Raw genomic sequence first — 19,609 nt, 5'->3', positions numbered from 1 at the left:
AAGTGCCGCAGGCAAAACAAATAAGCTTCGAAAGAAACTTAAAAAAAGAGCTTGCTAAGTTGGTTCGGAAGTGTTATGATATAAAAGTTGCTGAGGAGAACAACGCTCGGTAACGAAAACGAGTTTGATCTTTGAAAACTGAACAACGAGTGAGTAAACATTCTGCTTGCAGAATGAACGCGAAAGTTTGAGATAAGCCTTGGCTTGAATCGGCTGGAGCACAATTGAGATTTTTAATCTCGTCAGATTCAAAATGAGCTTATCGCTCTTTTCAATACTTTATTGGAGAGTTTGATCCTGGCTCAGGACGAACGCTGGCGGCATGCCTAATACATGCAAGTCGAGCGGACTTGAAGAGAAGCTTGCTTCTCTGATGGTTAGCGGCGGACGGGTGAGTAACACGTAGGCAACCTGCCCTCAAGTTTGGGACAACTACCGGAAACGGTAGCTAATACCGAATAATTGTTTTCTTCGCCTGAAGGAAACTGGAAAGACGGAGCAATCTGTCACTTGGGGATGGGCCTGCGGCGCATTAGCTAGTTGGTGAGGTAACGGCTCACCAAGGCGACGATGCGTAGCCGACCTGAGAGGGTGATCGGCCACACTGGGACTGAGACACGGCCCAGACTCCTACGGGAGGCAGCAGTAGGGAATCTTCCGCAATGGGCGAAAGCCTGACGGAGCAATGCCGCGTGAGTGATGAAGGTTTTCGGATCGTAAAGCTCTGTTGCCAGGGAAGAACGCTTGGGAGAGTAACTGCTCTCAAGGTGACGGTACCTGAGAAGAAAGCCCCGGCTAACTACGTGCCAGCAGCCGCGGTAATACGTAGGGGGCAAGCGTTGTCCGGAATTATTGGGCGTAAAGCGCGCGCAGGCGGTCATTTAAGTCTGGTGTTTAATCCCGGGGCTCAACCCCGGATCGCACTGGAAACTGGGTGACTTGAGTGCAGAAGAGGAGAGTGGAATTCCACGTGTAGCGGTGAAATGCGTAGATATGTGGAGGAACACCAGTGGCGAAGGCGACTCTCTGGGCTGTAACTGACGCTGAGGCGCGAAAGCGTGGGGAGCAAACAGGATTAGATACCCTGGTAGTCCACGCCGTAAACGATGAGTGCTAGGTGTTAGGGGTTTCGATACCCTTGGTGCCGAAGTTAACACATTAAGCACTCCGCCTGGGGAGTACGGTCGCAAGACTGAAACTCAAAGGAATTGACGGGGACCCGCACAAGCAGTGGAGTATGTGGTTTAATTCGAAGCAACGCGAAGAACCTTACCAGGTCTTGACATCCCTCTGATCGATGCAGAGATGTATCTTTCCTTCGGGACAGAGGAGACAGGTGGTGCATGGTTGTCGTCAGCTCGTGTCGTGAGATGTTGGGTTAAGTCCCGCAACGAGCGCAACCCTTATATTTAGTTGCCAGCATTTCGGATGGGCACTCTAGATAGACTGCCGGTGACAAACCGGAGGAAGGTGGGGATGACGTCAAATCATCATGCCCCTTATGACCTGGGCTACACACGTACTACAATGGCCGGTACAACGGGCTGCGAAATCGCGAGATGGAGCCAATCCCAACAAAGCCGGTCTCAGTTCGGATTGCAGGCTGCAACTCGCCTGCATGAAGTCGGAATTGCTAGTAATCGCGGATCAGCATGCCGCGGTGAATACGTTCCCGGGTCTTGTACACACCGCCCGTCACACCACGAGAGTTTATAACACCCGAAGTCGGTGGGGTAACCGCAAGGAGCCAGCCGCCGAAGGTGGGATAGATGATTGGGGTGAAGTCGTAACAAGGTAGCCGTATCGGAAGGTGCGGCTGGATCACCTCCTTTCTATGGAGAATCGTTTCCTGCAACGGAAACATTCAAATATGCAGCTTAGCTGCAAAACACTCACTCGTTGCTCAGTTTTGAGAGCTCAAACTCTCAAACAGCTTGCTTTTGCATGGAGCTTGTTCTTTGAAAACTAGATATCGAAACGAAACAAACGCGAATTAGAACATTCCTTTTTAGCTGAACTTGTGCAAACAAGTTTCAATAAAAACGGTAGTCAAATTGCTTTTGTGATGGTATCGGGTGAGAGCGACTTTTGGCTTTGCGCAAGCAAAACAAGGGAAGCGAGCGACCGAAACCGGAACAAAATGGTTAAGCTACTAAGAGCACACGGAGGATGCCTAGGCGCTAGGAGCCGATGAAGGACGTGGCGAACAACGAAACTGCCTCGGGGAGCTGTAAGCAAGCTTTGATCCGGGGGTGTCCGAATGGGGAAACCCAGCTGGGGTAATTTCCAGTTACTCACAACTGAATACATAGGTTGTGTAGAGGCATACCAGGGGAACTGAAACATCTAAGTACCCTGAGGAAGAGAAAACAATAGTGATTCCGTCAGTAGCGGCGAGCGAACGCGGAGAAGCCCAAACCAGAGAGCTTGCTCTTTGGGGTTGTGGGACGTCTCACATGGAGTTACAAAGGAACCGGTTAAGCGAAGAGGTCTGGAAAGGCCCGCCAAAGAAGGTAAAAGCCCTGTAGTTGAAAGTCTGTTCCCTCCGAGACGGATCCCGAGTAGTGCGGGGCACGTGAAACCCCGTATGAATCCGGCAGGACCATCTGCCAAGGCTAAATACTTCCTAGCGACCGATAGTGAAGCAGTACCGTGAGGGAAAGGTGAAAAGCACCCCGGAAGGGGAGTGAAATAGAACCTGAAACCGTGTGCTTACAAAAAGTCAGAGCCCGTTTTAGGGGTGATGGCGTGCCTTTTGTAGAATGAACCGGCGAGTTACGTTCCCGTGCAAGGTTAAGGTGAAGAGCCGGAGCCGCAGCGAAAGCGAGTCTGAATAGGGCGAATGAGTACGTGGACGTAGACCCGAAACCGGGTGATCTACCCCTGTCCAGGGTGAAGGTGCGGTAACACGCACTGGAGGCCCGAACCCACGCATGTTGAAAAATGCGGGGATGAGGTGGGGGTAGCGGAGAAATTCCAATCGAACTCGGAGATAGCTGGTTCTCCCCGAAATAGCTTTAGGGCTAGCCTCGGAAAACAGAGTCGTGGAGGTAGAGCACTGATTGGGTGCGGGGCCCGCAAGGGTTACCAAGCTCAGTCAAACTCCGAATGCCATAGACTTACTTCCGGGAGTCAGACAGTGAGTGCTAAGATCCATTGTCAAAAGGGAAACAGCCCAGACCATCAGCTAAGGTCCCCAAGTGTGTGTTAAGTGGGAAAGGATGTGGAGTTGCACAGACAACCAGGATGTTGGCTTAGAAGCAGCCACCATTGAAAGAGTGCGTAATAGCTCACTGGTCGAGTGACTCTGCGCCGAAAATGTAACGGGGCTAAACACACCACCGAAGCTATGGCTTGATGCTTTGCATCAGGGGTAGGGGAGCGTTGTATAAGGGTTGAAGGTGTACCGTAAGGAGCGCTGGACATTATACAAGTGAGAATGCCGGTATGAGTAACGAAAAGATCAGTGAGAATCTGATCCGCCGAAAGCCTAAGGGTTCCTGAGGAAGGCTCGTCCGCTCAGGGTAAGTCGGGACCTAAGGCGAGGCCGAAAGGCGTAGTCGAAGGACAACAGGTCGAAATTCCTGTACCACCGTAAGCCGTTATGAGCAATGGGGGGACGCAGTAGGGTAGTGACGCGGACTGATGGATGTCCGTCTAAGCAGTGAGGCTGATGTGTAGGCAAATCCGCACATTGTAAGGCTGAGCTGTGATGGGGAGCGAAAATTATAGTAGCGAAGGTCATGATCTCACACTGCCAAGAAAAGCCTCTAGCCAGGTGATGGTGCCCGTACCGCAAACCGACACAGGTAGGCGAGAAGAGTATTCTAAGGCGCGCGGAAGAACTCTCGTTAAGGAACTCGGCAAAATGACCCCGTAACTTCGGGAGAAGGGGTGCCCCGGTAGTGTGAATAGCACGAGGGGGCCGCAGTGAAAAGGCCCAAGCGACTGTTTAGCAAAAACACAGGTCTGTGCGAAGCCGTAAGGCGAAGTATACGGGCTGACGCCTGCCCGGTGCTGGAAGGTTAAGGGGAGTGGTTAGGAGCAATCCGAAGCTGTGAACCGAAGCCCCAGTAAACGGCGGCCGTAACTATAACGGTCCTAAGGTAGCGAAATTCCTTGTCAGGTAAATTCTGACCCGCACGAATGGCGTAACGACTTGGGCGCTGTCTCAACGAGAGATCCGGTGAAATTTTAATACCTGTGAAGATGCAGGTTACCCGCGACAAGACGGAAAGACCCCATGGAGCTTTACTGCAGCTTGATATTGAATTTGGGTACGATCTGTACAGGATAGGTGGGAGCCTTTGAAGTGTGAGCGCCAGCTTGCATGGAGGCAACGTTGGGATACCACCCTGATCGTATCTAGGTTCTAACCTGGTACCGTAATCCGGTGCGGGGACAGTGTCAGGTGGGCAGTTTGACTGGGGCGGTCGCCTCCTAAAGAGTAACGGAGGCGCCCAAAGGTTCCCTCAGAATGGTTGGAAATCATTCGAAGAGTGCAAAGGCATAAGGGAGCTTGACTGCGAGACCTACAAGTCGAGCAGGGACGAAAGTCGGGCTTAGTGATCCGGTGGTACCGCATGGAAGGGCCATCGCTCAACGGATAAAAGCTACCCTGGGGATAACAGGCTTATCTCCCCCAAGAGTCCACATCGACGGGGAGGTTTGGCACCTCGATGTCGGCTCATCGCATCCTGGGGCTGAAGTAGGTCCCAAGGGTTGGGCTGTTCGCCCATTAAAGCGGTACGCGAGCTGGGTTCAGAACGTCGTGAGACAGTTCGGTCCCTATCTGTCGTGGGCGTAGGAAATTTGAGAGGAGCTGTCCTTAGTACGAGAGGACCGGGATGGACGTACCGCTGGTGTACCAGTTGTTCCGCCAGGAGCACCGCTGGGTAGCTATGTACGGACGGGATAAACGCTGAAAGCATCTAAGCGTGAAGCCCCCCTCAAGATGAGATTTCCCAGTATGTAAGACCCCTTGAAGACGACGAGGTAGATAGGCTGGGGGTGGAAGTGCAGCAATGCATGGAGCTGACCAGTACTAATCGGTCGAGGGCTTATCCAATAGCAAGTTGTAATTCGCGTGTTTCGTTTCGAATCTAGTTTTCAGAGAACGATCTCTGAATGTAAGCTATGCGTTTGGTGGCGATGGCGGAGGGGTTCCACACGTACCCATCCCGAACACGACCGTTAAGCCCTCTAGCGCCGATGGTACTTGGACCGCAGGGTCCTGGGAGAGTAGGACGCCGCCAAGCGAAACCCCATTGGGGTATTTTTTTTCGAAAATTGATAAGGGCCCTTAGCTCAGTTGGTTAGAGCGCACCTCTGATAAGGGTGAGGCCGGTGGTTCGAGTCCACCAGGGCCCATAGCAAGACCACAACAATGAAATACACCAGAGTATGGGGCCATAGCTCAGCTGGGAGAGCGCCTGCCTTGCAAGCAGGAGGTCAGCGGTTCGATCCCGCTTGGCTCCACCATTCCCTGATAGCTCAGTTGGTAGAGCACTCGACTGTTAATCGAGTTGTCACAGGTTCGAGCCCTGTTCGGGGAGCCAGTAAGGCCCGTTGGTCAAGGGGTTAAGACACCTCCCTTTCACGGAGGTAACAGGGGTTCGAATCCCCTACGGGTCATAATATGGAGGCTTAGCTCAGCTGGGAGAGCATCTGCCTTACAAGCAGAGGGTCGGGGGTTCGATCCCCTCAGCCTCCACCATATAAACTTTATAACGACGCGGGGTGGAGCAGCCCGGTAGCTCGTCGGGCTCATAACCCGAAGGCCGCAGGTTCAAATCCTGCCCCCGCAATTATACTTTCCTTTGAGAAAGTGATCTGGAACCGTGGTGTAGTTGGCCTAACATGCCTGCCTGTCACGCAGGAGATCGCGGGTTCGAATCCCGTCGGTTCCGCCATTTTTTTTTAATGTAGTAAGGCTCGGTAGCTCAGTCGGTAGAGCAGAGGACTGAAAATCCTCGTGTCGGCGGTTCGATTCCGTCCCGAGCCACCATTTATAACACCATGTAATACGCCGGTGTAGCTCAACTGGTAGAGCAACTGACTTGTAATCAGTAGGTTGGGGGTTCAAGTCCTCTCGCCGGCACCATGTAATCCTGGAGGATTAGCGAAGCGGCCAAACGCATCAGACTGTAAATCTGCTCCCGTACGGGTTCGGTGGTTCGAATCCATCATCCTCCACCAGTTTTCTATGAGTCATTAGCTCAGTTGGTAGAGCACCTGACTTTTAATCAGGGTGTCGAAGGTTCGAGCCCTTCATGACTCACCATTATATGCGCGTGTGGCGGAATTGGCAGACGCACTAGACTTAGGATCTAGCGTCTTTGACGTGGGGGTTCAAGTCCCTCCACGCGCATCCTTTATTTGCGGAAGTGGCTCAGCGGTAGAGCATCGCCTTGCCAAGGCGAGGGTCGCGGGTTCGATTCCCGTCTTCCGCTCCAATATTTTGCGCCCTTAGCTCAGCTGGATAGAGCGTTTGACTACGAATCAAAAGGCCGGGAGTTCGAATCTCTCAGGGCGCGCCATTATAACTTCATATTTTGCCGGCGTGGCGGAATGGCAGACGCGCTCGACTCAAAATCGAGTGGGAAACCGTGGAGGTTCGAGTCCTCTCGCCGGTATAGATAACGGGATGTAGCTCAGCTTGGTAGAGCACCTGGTTTGGGACCAGGGGGTCGCATGTTCAAATCGTGTCATCCCGATTGTTGTTATGCGGGTGTAGTTCAATGGTAGAACTTTAGCCTTCCAAGCTAATAGCGTGGGTTCGATTCCCATCACCCGCTTATATATTGAAAAAGAAAGAGACGGTACTCACCGTCTCTTTCTTTTTTTCTGCATTCACAGGCATATTGACCATGATTGTATACGAAGATCATGGATTATATAGCTGATTAGCATGTACCAACATGTATCCCATCCTCACGATATATTCCCCTCTCTTTTAAGTCTGTCCTTAGTCATTGTGGAAGTGTTCAAATAGAGAAGGTCTAACACATGTTCGAACACAAGAATATCTTTTCTTTATCACAATTTATAAAAACGCTTACAAAAATAGCTTGCGTAAATCATTAACCTGTAATACCATATCAATTAAGCGCTTAACCTTTAGGGGTAAGGCGCTTAAACTTAACGTAGATTAAGCGCTTAACCCATAAAGGAAAGGACGGCGATCAAACTCATGAAAACAATTCGACTAACGATGGCTCAGGCACTGCTTCGATACCTGGATCAGCAATATATCTCGGTTGACGGGGTGGAAACCAAGTTTGTGAAGGGAATCATCGGTATTTTTGGACATGGCAATGTAACAGGCATTGGAGAAGCGCTGGAGCGCAGTCCGGGAAGCCTGACGTATATGCAAGGCAAGAACGAACAAGGCATGGTGCATACGGCAGCGGCTTATGCCAAGCAGAAAAACCGTAGACAGATCTATGCATGTACTACATCCATTGGACCTGGTGCTTTGAATATGATTACGGCGGCAGCTACTGCAACGGTGAACCGAATTCCGGTTTTATTGCTTCCTGGAGACAACTTTGCTACACGGGAACCGGACCCGGTACTTCAGCAGTTGGAAGTGAGCAGTGATTATACAATCTCAGCCACTGATCCATTCAAAGCCGTCAGTAAATACTGGGATCGCATTGTTCGTCCCGAACAGTTGATGATTGCTGTTACACAGGCGATGCGTGTGCTAACCGATCCAGCAGAGACGGGAGCAGTAACGCTCGCATTGCCGCAGGATGTGCAGGCAGAAGCGTACGATTACCCGGAATCTTTCTTTGCCCGCAAAGTACATTATCTGGATCGTCGCCCCCCAGTACAGGCAGCCATTGAACGGGCAACGGAGCAGATTGCCCGAGGCAGAAAGCCGCTGCTCGTTGCAGGCGGCGGTGTGTTGTATTCTGAGGCGTCCGCCCAGCTCGTGGAATTCGCCGAGGCATTTGGTATTCCGATCGCCGAGACGCAGGCGGGCAAGAGCGCAGTTTCTTGGGACCACCCACTAAATGTGGGGGCCATCGGGGTTACAGGTTCTCTAGCAGCCAATAGGCTGGCGAGAGAAACAGACGTTGTGATCGGCGTCGGTACGCGGTTCTCGGATTTCACGACGGCGTCCCGCTCTGCTTTTCAACATCCGGAAGCTTCATTCATCAACATTAACCTGAATGGCATGGATGCCGCCAAGTTAGGTGGGGAAGCCATTTTGGCAGATGCACGCGAAGGGTTGCAGGCTTTGCAAAAGGAATTGCAGGAAAGACAATACCGCAGTGCATATGGTGCATCCGAAATCGCTGATCTCCGCGCTGAGTGGAATGCAGAAGTGGATCGTCTGTATGCAGCTCAACATGAAGCAGGACTGGCACAGACTACAGCAGTTGGCATCGTTAACCGAACCATTGATCCATCCTCCGTCATAGTGTGTGCGGCGGGCAGTCTGCCAGGCGATCTGCATCGTCTGTGGCGTGCGGCTGAACCAAAGACGTATCACATGGAGTATGGGTTCTCCTGTATGGGGTACGAGGTAAGTGGAGCGTTCGGAGCAGCACTTGCCGAGCCGGATCGTGAAGTGTACGCCATGGTAGGGGATGGTAGTTATCTGATGCTGCATTCGGAGTTTGTGACCAGTTTGCAGGAACAGAAGAAGATGACTGTCCTCTTATTCAACAACAATGGATTCCAATGTATTCATAATTTGCAGCGGGAACATGGTAGTGACGGGTTCGGCAATGAGTTCCGTTATCGGGAATCCGAGAGTGGACGACTGACCGGGGATTACATGCCAATGGACTTTGCAGCTCACGCCCGAAGCATGGGAGCCAAATCCTATAGAGCGGAAACGGCAGAACAGCTGGAACAAGCACTCCGAGATGCGAAGAACGAAACAGTAAGTACGTTGATTGAGATTCCGGTCGTGCCTGGAACCAACGCAGGTGGATACGAGTCATGGTGGAATGTGGGTGTACCTGAGGTATCTGCCGAAGAAAAGGTAGTTCATGCTCATCACACCATGAAAGCCAACCGTGCCAAAGCAAGACCGATTTAATCCGGTTTAATATAGTGAATCACAATGTTGAACGACAAAGGAGACGTGGGGCAATGAGCAAGCTGCCATTCCAGCTTGGGATTCATCCGATCAATTGGGTCGGTGAAGATGTGAAGGAGCATGGTGATGCGACAACGTGTGCACAGATTCTGGATGACATTCAGCGTCTTGGGCTGACAGGCACAGAGATGGGACGTAAGTATCCAACCGATCCCGCTATATTGCGTGAGGAATTAAGTAAAAGGAATATCAAGCTGGTCTCCCAGTGGAAATCCGTACTTTTCTCCGACCCGGCATATCGTCAGTCGGAGCTGGACAGTTATCGCAAACATGTGGAATTTCTCCAATCCATGGGCAGTAAGGTAATCAGTACGGCAGAGGTAGGCGGGTCACTTCATTTTGATCCAAGACGGACACCGAATGAAAAAGAAGTGCTCAGACTGAGCGAATCTGAATGGCATATCCTCGCTGAAGGATTGAACGAAGCAGGAGCTATTGCCCGCGAACATGGGTTGAAGCTTACGTACCATCATCATGGAGGCACAGTGGTAGAGCAACCGGATGAGATTGATCGACTGATGGAGCTGACAGACCCTTCTCTCGTGTACCTGCTCTATGATACTGGTCATGCCTATTATGGCGGAGCCGATCCACTTGAACTGCTACGCAAACATTATGATCGGATCGCCTATATCCATCTGAAAGATATCCGCCCGCATGTGCTGGATGAAGCACGCGCGGAGCAGTCTGACTTTGTCGGTTGTATTCGTAGAGGAGTGTTCACCGTACCAGGAGATGGATGCATTGATTTTGCACCAATTCTGCAAGAACTGATCACACGAGGGTACGATGGCTGGGCGATGCTTGAAGGAGAGCAGGACCCTGCGATTCATAACCCGTACGAGTATGCCAAACGCTCCTTGAACTATATGGAGTCCTTATACAAACACAGCTGATTTGTTCAGCATTGCAGCGGTCAGAGGCCAAACCCATGAAGTGAAAAGGAAGAAGGCCAGCAAGAGTATAACGTTACGATTGGAAAATAAAACTGACTTACTCTAGCCGTTTACGAGTTCTTACGATGGAATGAGTAACTAGTCTAGATATCCATATACAACATGGAAAATCCCACTACAGAAAGGGGCTCACATGCAATGACTTACGTATCCTTTCCGGTATCCAGGAAGAAGGATTTCACCGCCATTGGTCGCTTGTGCATCGACTTGAACGCCAATGAGATCAATCGCCCGATGGAAGAGACGATGACGTTCACGAAGTATGTTGGCGGCTCTCCGGCCAATATTACGATTGGCATGTCCAGACTGGGTATGGAGACGGCTTTTATCGGTAAGATCGCGGGTGACCAGATGGGCAGATTCATCCAGAGTTATTTGGAGAAGAACGGCATCGACACATCAAATGTAGTTACAGATGACACTGGAGCGGTGACAGGGCTTGCTTTTACCGAAATCAAAAGCCCAACGGATTGCAGTATCCTGATGTACCGGGACAATGTAGCTGATCTGTTATTACAGGCGCAAGAGGTACAAGAGCAGTTGATTGCTGACTCCAAAGTGCTGTTAATCTCAGGCACAGCCCTCGCGAAGAGCCCATCCCGTGAAGCCGTATTACAGGCACTAACGTATGCAAAAAAACATGGCACAGTTATTGTGTTTGATCTGGACTATCGCCCATACACATGGACATCAGATGAAGAGACAGCGGTCTATTACAACCTTGCAGCCGAGAAATGCGATATCATCCTCGGCACACGTGAAGAGTTCGACATGATGGAGACATTCGATTACAATCCGGATCATAGCGATCAGGTGACTGCGCAGAAATGGTTTGATTTCTCAGCGAATATCGTTGTAATCAAACACGGCAAGGAAGGGTCCATTGCTTATACGCGTGAAGGGCTTTCCCACCGCGCTGACAGCTATCCGGCAAAAGTGGTAAAAACGTTCGGTGCAGGCGACTCCTATGCGGCTGGGTTCCTGTATGGATTGATGCAGGGCTGGACAATTGAGCGCAGTATGGCGTATGGCAGTGGCGCAGCAAGTATCGTTATTTCAAGCCACAGCTGTTCGGATGCAATGCCAACGGTCGAACAGGTGAATGACTACATTGAACGTTGCAATCGGGGCGAGATCACCGTGTCTTGAAGCTCGTTGCAATACTTTGAATAACACACTCATACAGATCAACATCAATCATATAAGTTCAACATAAGGGATCACACATAAGCGAAGGGAGACAGGGCTATGGGAAAAGGAATTTCTGAAGCGTCTGCAACAGCGACAATGGTACAAAACTGGATCGGAGGTGCCTGGGTAACCCCAGCGTCAACTCGCACGGAGCCAGTGGTGAATCCGGCTACAGAAGAGGTTATTGCACATGTGCCATTGTCCGAACAAGCGGATGTGGATCTGGCGGTTCAGACAGCACAAGAAGCGTTCAAATCCTGGAGCAGCACACCGGTTCCGCGCCGTGCACGTATTCTGTTCCGCTACCAGCAGTTGCTGGTTGAACATTGGGAAGAGCTCGCTCGCCTGGTGACACTGGAGAACGGTAAAAGTTATGCCGAAGCGTACGGCGAGGTATTACGTGGCATTGAATGTGTCGAGTTCGCGGCAGGTGCCCCGAATCTGATGATGGGCAAACAACTGCCTGACATCGCTACAGGGCTGGAGTCGGGCATGTATCGCTACCCGATCGGTGTTATTGGGGGAATTACCCCATTCAATTTCCCGATGATGGTACCGTGCTGGATGTTCCCGCTGGCTATTGCGTGTGGTAACACCTTTGTTCTGAAGCCGTCCGAACGTACACCGCTGCTGGCAGGCCGCCTGGCAGAGCTGTTCAAGGAGGCGGGGCTTCCTGACGGCGTGCTCAACATCGTTCACGGTGCGCATGATGTCGTGAACGGGTTGCTGGAACATAAGGATGTTCAAGCGATCTCCTTTGTCGGATCACAACCTGTAGCTGAATACGTCTACACCACTGCATCCAAGCATGGCAAACGGGTACAGGCACTGGCTGGTGCCAAAAACCACTCCATCGTTATGCCGGACGCCGATCTCGATCTAACCGTGAAAGAGATTACCAGTGCAGCCTTTGGTTCAGCAGGGGAACGTTGCATGGCATGTGCGGTTGTTGTGGCTGTGGGTGATGTGGCTGACGAACTGGTGCAAAAGCTGGTGGAAGCGGCAGACCGCATTACCATTGGTAACGGCATGGATGAGGGCGTGTTCCTCGGTCCTGTCATCCGTGGACCACATAAAGAGCGCACACTCAGTTACATTGAAGCCGGAGAGCAGGAAGGCGCGGCATTGATCAGGGATGGACGTAAGGACCAGGCGACAGGTGAATCCGGTTATTTTGTAGGGCCTACGGTATTCGACCAAGTTGATAGCAATATGAAAATTTGGCAGGATGAGATCTTTGCTCCGGTACTCTCGGTGGCAAGAGTGTCTACGCTGGAGGAAGCCGTTGAGCTGGCGAACCGTTCCGACTTTGCCAACGGGGCATGTCTGTTCACCCGCAGCGGAGCGAGTATGCGTCAATTCCGTGAAACAATTGATGCGGGCATGTTGGGTATTAACCTGGGCGTACCTGCACCAATGGCATTTTTCCCGTTTTCCGGTTGGAAAAAGTCTTTCTATGGTGATCTGCACGCTAATGGCACGGATGGTGTTGAATTCTACACTCGCAAGAAGATGGTAACGGCGCGCTGGTAACAACCAGAGCATCACTCGGGCTAAGGGAACGCCTAGCCCATATGGACGCACATAGGGAGGATAACGGAATGGGCAAGGACAAAGTGAGAATTGGCATCATCGGTGCTGGACGGATCGGCAAAATTCATGCAGACAATCTCCTGCGCAACCCGCATGCTGAGATTGTGGGAATCAGTGACTTGTTTGCAGGTCCTGAATTGGAGGCTTGGGCCTCCAACCGTGGCATCCCTGTGGTAACAACGGATAGCAGCCAGTTGATCTCGATGCCTAATGTGGACGCGGTGCTGATCTGTTCTTCAACAGATACACATGTGCCGCTGATCGAACAGGCCGCCCAGGCGGGCAAACATATCTTCTGCGAGAAGCCGGTCAGCATGGATCTGGCACAGACCCAAGCGGCTGTAGCGGCAGTTCAGAAGGCTGGCGTGAAGCTACAAATTGGATTTAACCGCCGCTTTGATCACAACTTCAGACGGATACGTACGCATGTGCAGGATGGTACAATTGGTGATCCACATATTATCAAAATTACGTCTCGCGACCCGAGTCCACCGCCTGCGGAGTATATCCGGGTGTCTGGCGGGATCTTCATGGACATGATGATCCACGATTTTGACATGGCCCGTTATCTGTCCGGGAGTGAAGTGGAAGAAGTGTACGCTCAGGGCAACGTGCTGATCAATCCGGTTTTTGCGGAACATGGTGACGTGGATACAGCGATTGTAACGATGACTTTTGCCAATGGAGCGATTGGTGTTATTGATAACAGCCGTCAGGCAGTATACGGATACGATCAGCGTGTTGAAGTATTTGGCTCGAAGGGCAGCGCCGCAGCGGCGAATGATCATCCAAATACGGCTGAGATCAGTACAGCGGCCGGGCTCATGCGCGACAAACCGTTACACTTTTTCCTGGAACGCTACAATGAAGCATATGTACAGGAGACAGCCCTCTTTATCGATGCAATCATTCATGATACACCGGTTATCGTTGATGGCCACGATGCAGTACAGGCAGAACGAATTGCACTGGCAGCAAAAATGTCCATGGAGCGGGGAAGACCTGTGAAGCTGAGTGAAGTCCCTGGGGTGTCACTGGAATCGCAAACGGCAACGCCATAGGTGGATGATTAAAGTCACTTTTTTCTAATAGAGCGTAAGAATGGTCCAAGTTTTTGTTTTTTATAAGTATCAGGTTGTTGTGGACGACTACAGAAAGGAGTGGATGGCAAGATGTCAGAACGTATTGTGAAACCCGTGGTCAACCCGGAGGGAGACGGTACACTTATAAACGTAACACCGGAGTCGGCGGGGTGGGAATATGTTGGCTTTCAGGTAGCGAAGCTGGCGGAGGGGGAGACGCTAACCCGTGAGAGCGGTGATCAGGAACTCTGTGTGGTGCTTCTCAGTGGTTTCGCCAATGTAAGTACCCGGGAGCACACATGGGATAATATCGGAAAAAGAATGAGTGTTTTTGAGAAAATTCCGCCGTATTCGGTCTACGTCTCAACTTCCGATCAAGTGCAGATCACAGCACGTACCGAACTGGAAATCGCTATATGTGTTGCACCCGGTAAAGGCACGTACCCGGCTCGTCTCATTGCACCGGAAGATGTAGGGGTAGAGGCACGAGGATATGGCAATCTGGAACGCCAGATTCACAATATTTTGCCGGAACAAAAAGAAGCGGACAGTCTGCTCGTTGTTGAGGTATTCACGCCAGATGGGCATTGGTCCAGTTACCCGCCACATAAGCATGATCGGGACGCTCTCCCGGATGAATCTTTGCTGGAAGAAACGTATTACTTCCGTGTGCAGCCTGAGCAGGGATTTGCCATTCAGCGTATATACACGGACGATCGTTCTGTGGACGAGACGCTAGCAGTGAAAAACGGTGAAGTGGTGCTTGTTCCGGACGGATATCATCCGGTAGGCGCTCCTCCGGGGTATGAGGTCTACTATCTGAACGTGATGGCTGGACCAACCCGGACCTGGAAATTCCATAACGATCCTGACCATGAGTGGTTGATGAAAAAGTAAAACAGTTCATGCTACGCACATTGTGCTGGCTTCAAGTTGCGTATGCAGACTTCCCCCTGCATAATGAGAAGAAGAGAACAATTATCTATGTATAACGAAATTTATATATAGCACAAATGGGGAAAAACAATGAAAGCAACCATATACGATATAGCACGCGAGGCGGGTGTATCCATTGCAACCGTCTCGCAGGTCATTAATGGCAAAGGCAAGATCAGCGAGAAGCGGCGCGCTGAGATTATGGAGATCATGGAACGCCTTCATTATCAACCCAGTGCGATCGCAGCTGCACTTACAGGGAAGCAGACGTATACATTGGGGCTGCTCGTACCGGACATCTCAAACCCGTATTTCGCAGAACTCGCAAGAGCCGTGGAGGATCGAAGCCGTCAATTGGGTTACAGCGTGGTCATCTGCAGTACGGATAATAAGGACGAGCGGGTAGAGCGTTATCTGAATCTGCTTCAGCAAAAAAGGGTAGATGGCATGATGATCGGAACCGGGATCGATAATGCAGAAATTTTGTCACCCCTCTTGCAGCAGTCTATCCCTGTTGCTCTGATTGCCCGTCATATGCCATCCCTGTCGGTTCATACAGTCACCATTGATGACATTCTCGGTGGAGCACTCGCAGCGGAGCATCTGCTTGAACTTGGGCACACCCGTGTAGCGGTTCTGTCGGAACCGTCCAAAGTCAGCAGCAGTCAGGAACGTGTACGTGGATTCCGTGAAACCCTGATTAAGGCAGGTCATACGCTGGAACCGAATCAGATCCGGGAATCGGCAGCTGACCTGAGCTCGGCCAAAAAAGAGGCGCTATTGCTGCTCGGTGAGAAGGATCACCCGACAGGTTTGTTCTGTTGTAATGACATTCAGGCCATCGGTGCACTTCAGGCAGCCAAAGAGCTGGGCCTACGCGTGCCAGAGGATGTGTCGATTATCGGATTTGATAATACCATTCTGGCTTCGGTGACCAGTCCACCGCTTACGACCGTTGCCCAGCCAATTGAAGAACTGGGACATCGCGCTGTAGATCTGTTGATTGAAGAGTTAAAGGATGAACAAAAAGAGCCACAGAAGATTGTGCTGAAGCCTGAGCTGGTTATCCGAGAATCAGCAGGTCGTGTATTGAGCTGAAAACAAATAGTTTTCGGCGTACGCTGAACAGACGTGAGGCCAAGTCTACGTATGTCATATTCATGCTCGGGATAAGGGTTATCGTCTTACCTCGTTCTGAATAGCTAATAAAACAATATAACAAAGTAACAAACAAGCCGCGTTCACCTATGGGAGAACGCGGCTTGTTCATTTAAATGTTCCATTTTTAGTTTAGCCCAAAACGTCATTATAATTGAGGGACCAGAGATAAGAAATGACATTGGAACAGAAGGGGTGAGATGTTATACTGGAATATATCAATAATTACCAATTTATATGTTTTATGTAGATCTAGAGAGGGGATTGGGATGATTAAACGAATCAAGATGATTATGGGTATCGCCATGATTATTGTTTTTTTAGCTATTGCAGTGCGTATGTATACCTCCGGTCAATACACTATGTATATCCCTAGCAAACATACGACGTTTCGAGCAGAGGTCACAGATCATATGACGATGCTGGATACATTGGATCGACTGACGATTAGGAAAATTTCCGACAATGAACCGTATAATGAAGATGATGAAATAACGATTACAGATCCCAAAGAGATTGGAGACATGCTGAAGCTATTAAAGGATGTTGATCTCAAAAGAGTACGGGAATTCGACGTTTCTGAAAGGAATCCGCATTACTATGAGTGGCGACTTACCATTAATAAAGAAGGTCGCTTTACCGATGGATTTGGACTGACGTTTTATAATGAAAAGTCCATCTCAATCTACAGCGAGGCAAAAACAAGAGACAAATTTCAGGACTACGAGATTACCAATGAGTTTAATCTGAATGAGATGGACCGCCTTTTTGAAAAGCTGAAGGAGGAGCAAACATGACCATCATAACCAACTATTATGTACGCCCTATTGAAGAACAGGATATCCCCTTTCTGTGGGAGATGTTATACGCATCCCTGCATAGAAGAGAAGGTGATGAACCTTTTCCAATCGAAAGTATTCATACTCCCGGACTGTCCAAATACGTTGAAGACTGGGGAAGAGAAGGGGATTTCGGGTATGTTGCAGTTGACCAGCAGGGCAAGAGACTAGGTTCAATAACATTAAGATTCTATACGGATCAGAATGCGGGATACGGTTATGTGAATGCAGCTACGCCAGAGATGGGGATGGCTGTAACGGAAGATGCACGTGGAAAAGGAGTAGGTACCTTACTGCTTCAGACCGCATTAGATGAGGTTGAACGGCGGGGAATTGCAGCAGTCTCGCTCAGTGTTGACCCGGATAACCAAGCGATTCGCTTATATAAGCGGTTAGGATTTGTGGAGGAGTCCCTAAATGGTACATCAGTAACGATGGTGCGTGTAAGTAAACTTGAATCTTAAATGATGAGCGTTCGGATCACTGGCAAAACTGAGTAAACCACGTGGAACTGCAAAAGAAGAGACGTTTCCTCATGGGAACGCCTCTTTCTGTGTGCCATGTACAGCATCGGTATCTCTCTTATTATACTAAGTCCGTAGCACTTCAATATTATTTCAACAAAAATGCCAAAGCCTCGTCATACGTTTCCCATTGGAATTCAGTCTGGTGCGCCGATTCTTTGGAAATCCGATTCAATTGCATTTTGGCGATTGCACCACCTACCGCTACACTGGCTCGTTTCATACCCCAATGTGTCAGTAATTTCTGGTGTTCCACAATTTTTTCTTTGGTATCCTGAGGGAAAGCCTTCATGTTCCGCATATCTACTAGCACATCAAACGAATTCCCCAATTGTTCCGCTATTCTCTGGATTTCTGTATTCGTTTGTTCGACATGTTCAGGAGAAACAATACCTTCCCAGATAATTTCAATAATAGGTTTAGTTGAATCCAAACGTCTAACAGACATGTAGGCAACTCCTCGATAATAAAATAATATGTAATATATGAGACTATAAGCCTATTAATTATACCTTTTTATAGCGAAAATGAAAACTGAATTCACAATATAGTGGTTCTTATGGACTACTTATTCCTAGGGAAGTTAAATTCAGGGATTGTTATCTTATCGTCATTGGAAGGAAGGTTAAATAGCTAAAAGCCGCCCAGAGAATGAACTCCAGACGGCCTCTATAACTGTAACATGATAAATTGAAAATCCTACGTAAATTAGAAGCCAATCTTCAAACTGTTACCTTCCGTTGCTACACCTTTGGAAAGGGAAATGCTCAGCTTTTGTTCTGCCGAGAAACCAAGTGTTTCCCCGTCATGTAGTGTGACGTCGTTCTCAACCACATACGTTGTGGTCATGAACATCATCTCAAATACATCGCTTAAGGATTCCGACGATTGCATAATCTCCATCTCTTCTTTTCCAAAGTTACGCAGTCCGTAAGTGTAAGCTGAAGCGCCTTCGGCATTTTGGAATAATCCGATGAGTATCCAGAGCGAGACTGGCAACTCATCATGTTTGATCCCACGGCTAGTCTCGACATATTGACTGGCTTCAACAACAAGTGGGGCCATGTATATGGCCAGCGCGTGATCCAACTGTAATAAGGCACTCGCTGTTTGAGTGAACAGAACGTGTCCATCAATAGCATTTGTTGCGTTCAGAACAGAGACAATAATCTGAGACTGGTGCCGTGAGGTAACTTGCTCCGCTTCTCGCCAAAGGATGTTGAGTTTGGCATTCTTCTCAACTTCACGGTCAGGCACAGGCGCAGGAATGTGGGCACACACCACTTGCATTCCATTCACTTCGAAAAAGAGATTGCCCTCCTCTGGACGTTCTTCAATCTCGATATCCCATTCGTTCTTCATGTTCCTGATGAAGAGGTCAAAATCACAATCGTCACGCTCCAGCAGGACAAAACCCACGATGGTTTCACTGTAATTCGTTGATTCGACAGCACCACCTGCAGGTACTTTCTCCTTTTTGCGCCGCCGAAGCTTGTCAAACAATCCCATGACATGTTCTCCTTCCAATTCCAGAACGATTCTGGTCATTGTACACTGCTATCTATTCACTACCTTACCATAAAGGAGTTAACATGAATCGAAGCAATGCACCATTCGACAGAAATTACAGGAACAGAACGAGCAACAACGCAATGATCGCAGGCAAACCTTGTTTGATAATGATGGAACGTGAAGAAGTTGCTCCCCCATAAAGAGCCGCGATAATCACACACGCCAGGAAGAAAATCTGAATATGCTGTCCAACGGCAGCATCCGGATATACGAGTCCCCAGATCAGACCTGCCGCAAGAAATCCATTGTAAAGGCCTTGATTGGCCGCAAGGGATTTGGTGGATTTGGCGAATTCCGGCGTGAGATTAAAGGTTTTCATTGTGCGTGGACGAGTCCACATAAACATCTCCATCACCATGATATAGAAGTGTTCGACAGCTACAAGAGCTACAAAAATGATACTAATCAAAGGAAACACCTTGCTTTCTGATATGTAATTTATTTACTTGTCCATCCTAGTATAAATGTTTGCAACAAGAACGGAAAGAGTAAATTTAATTTGTAACAATTTAATTGCGTATTATTAAAATTATTTATCGTTTTCCAGTTGAGTTATGATGTTGCAATTAAAAAAGGGTTACAAAGGTAAGCATACGCCGATTGTCGACAATCCATTCATTGGGTAATAATGAACAATAAA

12 protein-coding genes, 17 tRNA genes and 3 rRNA genes are annotated in these 19,609 nt (G+C 49.5%); 29 read left to right on the top strand and 3 right to left on the bottom strand.

Annotation, left to right across the window (positions count from 1 at the left end; genetic code table 11):
* Positions 1 to 279: 279 nt before the first annotated feature.
* The 29 genes from MKY28_RS24715 (at position 280) to MKY28_RS24575 (ending at position 17,337) form a co-directional block, all read left to right on the top strand.
* Positions 280 to 1,832 (top strand): 16S ribosomal RNA (locus MKY28_RS24715).
* A gap of 310 nt (positions 1,833 to 2,142) precedes the next feature.
* A 23S ribosomal RNA gene (locus tag MKY28_RS24710) occupies positions 2,143 to 5,068 on the top strand.
* Positions 5,069 to 5,141: 73 nt separating this feature from the next.
* Positions 5,142 to 5,258 (top strand): 5S ribosomal RNA (gene rrf, locus MKY28_RS24705).
* Together the 16S, 23S and 5S rRNA genes with 17 tRNA genes alongside form the textbook arrangement of a ribosomal RNA operon.
* Positions 5,259 to 5,296: 38 nt before the next feature.
* A tRNA-Ile gene (locus MKY28_RS24700) sits at positions 5,297 to 5,370 on the top strand.
* Between the two features lie 35 nt (positions 5,371 to 5,405).
* Positions 5,406 to 5,481, top strand: a tRNA-Ala gene (locus MKY28_RS24695).
* Between the two features lies 1 nt (position 5,482).
* Positions 5,483 to 5,558, top strand: a tRNA-Asn gene (locus MKY28_RS24690).
* 4 nt (positions 5,559 to 5,562) lie between these two features.
* A tRNA-Glu gene (locus MKY28_RS24685) sits at positions 5,563 to 5,634 on the top strand.
* A 6-nt stretch (positions 5,635 to 5,640) separates the two neighbouring features.
* Positions 5,641 to 5,716: transfer RNA gene (locus MKY28_RS24680), tRNA-Val, on the top strand.
* Between the two features lie 17 nt (positions 5,717 to 5,733).
* Positions 5,734 to 5,807 (top strand) — tRNA-Met (locus MKY28_RS24675).
* A 27-nt stretch (positions 5,808 to 5,834) separates the two neighbouring features.
* A tRNA-Asp gene (locus MKY28_RS24670) sits at positions 5,835 to 5,912 on the top strand.
* A 19-nt stretch (positions 5,913 to 5,931) separates the two neighbouring features.
* Positions 5,932 to 6,007, top strand: a tRNA-Phe gene (locus MKY28_RS24665).
* Between the two features lie 20 nt (positions 6,008 to 6,027).
* Positions 6,028 to 6,103, top strand: a tRNA-Thr gene (locus MKY28_RS24660).
* Positions 6,104 to 6,112: 9 nt separating this feature from the next.
* A tRNA-Tyr gene (locus MKY28_RS24655) sits at positions 6,113 to 6,198 on the top strand.
* A gap of 9 nt (positions 6,199 to 6,207) precedes the next feature.
* Positions 6,208 to 6,283: transfer RNA gene (locus MKY28_RS24650), tRNA-Lys, on the top strand.
* A gap of 6 nt (positions 6,284 to 6,289) precedes the next feature.
* Positions 6,290 to 6,370: transfer RNA gene (locus MKY28_RS24645), tRNA-Leu, on the top strand.
* 10 nt (positions 6,371 to 6,380) lie between these two features.
* Positions 6,381 to 6,455, top strand: a tRNA-Gly gene (locus MKY28_RS24640).
* A 7-nt stretch (positions 6,456 to 6,462) separates the two neighbouring features.
* A tRNA-Arg gene (locus tag MKY28_RS24635) sits at positions 6,463 to 6,539 on the top strand.
* Positions 6,540 to 6,556: 17 nt separating this feature from the next.
* Positions 6,557 to 6,635 (top strand) — tRNA-Leu (locus MKY28_RS24630).
* A 7-nt stretch (positions 6,636 to 6,642) separates the two neighbouring features.
* Positions 6,643 to 6,716, top strand: a tRNA-Pro gene (locus MKY28_RS24625).
* Positions 6,717 to 6,726: 10 nt separating this feature from the next.
* Positions 6,727 to 6,797 (top strand) — tRNA-Gly (locus MKY28_RS24620).
* Positions 6,798 to 7,192: 395 nt separating this feature from the next.
* Positions 7,193 to 9,058, top strand: coding sequence for a 3D-(3,5/4)-trihydroxycyclohexane-1,2-dione acylhydrolase (decyclizing) (gene iolD / locus MKY28_RS24615; protein WP_340937286.1), 1,866 nt, complete (start codon positions 7,193 to 7,195; stop codon positions 9,056 to 9,058).
* 53 nt (positions 9,059 to 9,111) lie between these two features.
* Positions 9,112 to 10,014, top strand: coding sequence for a myo-inosose-2 dehydratase (gene iolE, locus MKY28_RS24610; protein WP_340937285.1), 903 nt, complete (start codon positions 9,112 to 9,114; stop codon positions 10,012 to 10,014).
* Between the two features lie 198 nt (positions 10,015 to 10,212).
* Positions 10,213 to 11,223, top strand: coding sequence for a 5-dehydro-2-deoxygluconokinase (iolC, locus tag MKY28_RS24605; RefSeq protein ID WP_340937284.1), 1,011 nt, complete (start codon positions 10,213 to 10,215; stop codon positions 11,221 to 11,223).
* 99 nt (positions 11,224 to 11,322) lie between these two features.
* Complete coding sequence (locus MKY28_RS24600) at positions 11,323 to 12,798, top strand: CoA-acylating methylmalonate-semialdehyde dehydrogenase (RefSeq protein WP_244898267.1); 1,476 nt, start codon at positions 11,323 to 11,325, stop codon at positions 12,796 to 12,798.
* Positions 12,799 to 12,866: 68 nt separating this feature from the next.
* Entirely contained in the window at positions 12,867 to 13,919 is a 1,053-nt protein-coding gene (gene iolG, locus MKY28_RS24595; RefSeq protein WP_340937283.1) for an inositol 2-dehydrogenase, read from the top strand.
* A 111-nt stretch (positions 13,920 to 14,030) separates the two neighbouring features.
* Positions 14,031 to 14,837 carry a 5-deoxy-glucuronate isomerase gene (iolB, locus tag MKY28_RS24590; RefSeq protein ID WP_074093115.1) on the top strand — a complete coding sequence of 269 codons (807 nt, stop codon included), beginning with the start codon at positions 14,031 to 14,033 and terminating at the stop codon, positions 14,835 to 14,837.
* A 129-nt stretch (positions 14,838 to 14,966) separates the two neighbouring features.
* Positions 14,967 to 15,974 (top strand): LacI family DNA-binding transcriptional regulator, encoded by a 1,008-nt coding sequence (locus MKY28_RS24585; RefSeq protein ID WP_036607987.1) that lies wholly within the window; start codon positions 14,967 to 14,969, stop codon positions 15,972 to 15,974.
* Positions 15,975 to 16,303: 329 nt separating this feature from the next.
* Positions 16,304 to 16,831 (top strand): hypothetical protein, encoded by a 528-nt coding sequence (locus tag MKY28_RS24580; protein WP_340937282.1) that lies wholly within the window; start codon positions 16,304 to 16,306, stop codon positions 16,829 to 16,831.
* Complete coding sequence (locus MKY28_RS24575) at positions 16,828 to 17,337, top strand: GNAT family N-acetyltransferase (RefSeq protein ID WP_051449808.1); 510 nt, start codon at positions 16,828 to 16,830, stop codon at positions 17,335 to 17,337. The genes MKY28_RS24580 and MKY28_RS24575 overlap by 4 nt, the downstream gene beginning before the upstream one ends.
* A 148-nt stretch (positions 17,338 to 17,485) precedes the next feature.
* On the opposite strand, the gene MKY28_RS24570 is transcribed toward MKY28_RS24575, so the two are convergent.
* The 3 genes from MKY28_RS24570 to MKY28_RS24560 form a co-directional block, all read right to left on the bottom strand.
* On the bottom strand, positions 17,486 to 17,845 hold the full coding sequence (locus MKY28_RS24570; protein WP_076254902.1) for a hypothetical protein: 360 nt from the start codon (positions 17,843 to 17,845) through the stop codon (positions 17,486 to 17,488).
* 260 nt (positions 17,846 to 18,105) lie between these two features.
* A complete protein-coding gene (locus MKY28_RS24565; protein WP_340937281.1) occupies positions 18,106 to 18,945 on the bottom strand; it encodes a DUF4261 domain-containing protein in 840 nt (279 codons plus the stop codon).
* A gap of 76 nt (positions 18,946 to 19,021) precedes the next feature.
* Positions 19,022 to 19,387: a DUF1304 domain-containing protein gene (locus MKY28_RS24560; protein WP_081745883.1), complete on the bottom strand. Its 366-nt coding sequence runs from the start codon at positions 19,385 to 19,387 to the stop codon at positions 19,022 to 19,024.
* Positions 19,388 to 19,609: the final 222 nt, after the last annotated feature.

Source organism: Paenibacillus sp. FSL R5-0473, from assembly GCF_038004565.1.
Taxonomy (GTDB): Bacteria; Bacillota; Bacilli; order Paenibacillales; family Paenibacillaceae; genus Paenibacillus; species Paenibacillus amylolyticus.
The sequence above is the reverse complement of the archived record's forward strand: the minus strand, read 5'-3'. Positions and strand labels throughout refer to the sequence as shown.

Excerpts from the sequence above, each read along its gene's own strand:
- MKY28_RS24565 (WP_340937281.1), bottom strand. The coding sequence starts at position 18,945 with ATGACCAGAATCGTTCTGGAATTGGAAGGAGAACATGTCATGGGATTG.
- MKY28_RS24600 (WP_244898267.1), top strand. The coding sequence starts at position 11,323 with ATGGGAAAAGGAATTTCTGAAGCGTCTGCAACAGCGACAATGGTACAA.
- MKY28_RS24580 (WP_340937282.1), top strand. The coding sequence starts at position 16,304 with ATGATTAAACGAATCAAGATGATTATGGGTATCGCCATGATTATTGTT.
- iolG (WP_340937283.1), top strand. The coding sequence starts at position 12,867 with ATGGGCAAGGACAAAGTGAGAATTGGCATCATCGGTGCTGGACGGATC.
- iolE (WP_340937285.1), top strand. The coding sequence starts at position 9,112 with ATGAGCAAGCTGCCATTCCAGCTTGGGATTCATCCGATCAATTGGGTC.
- MKY28_RS24570 (WP_076254902.1), bottom strand. The coding sequence starts at position 17,845 with ATGTCTGTTAGACGTTTGGATTCAACTAAACCTATTATTGAAATTATC.
- iolC (WP_340937284.1), top strand. The coding sequence starts at position 10,213 with ATGACTTACGTATCCTTTCCGGTATCCAGGAAGAAGGATTTCACCGCC.
- MKY28_RS24575 (WP_051449808.1), top strand. The coding sequence starts at position 16,828 with ATGACCATCATAACCAACTATTATGTACGCCCTATTGAAGAACAGGAT.
- MKY28_RS24585 (WP_036607987.1), top strand. The coding sequence starts at position 14,967 with ATGAAAGCAACCATATACGATATAGCACGCGAGGCGGGTGTATCCATT.
- iolD (WP_340937286.1), top strand. The coding sequence starts at position 7,193 with ATGAAAACAATTCGACTAACGATGGCTCAGGCACTGCTTCGATACCTG.
- iolB (WP_074093115.1), top strand. The coding sequence starts at position 14,031 with ATGTCAGAACGTATTGTGAAACCCGTGGTCAACCCGGAGGGAGACGGT.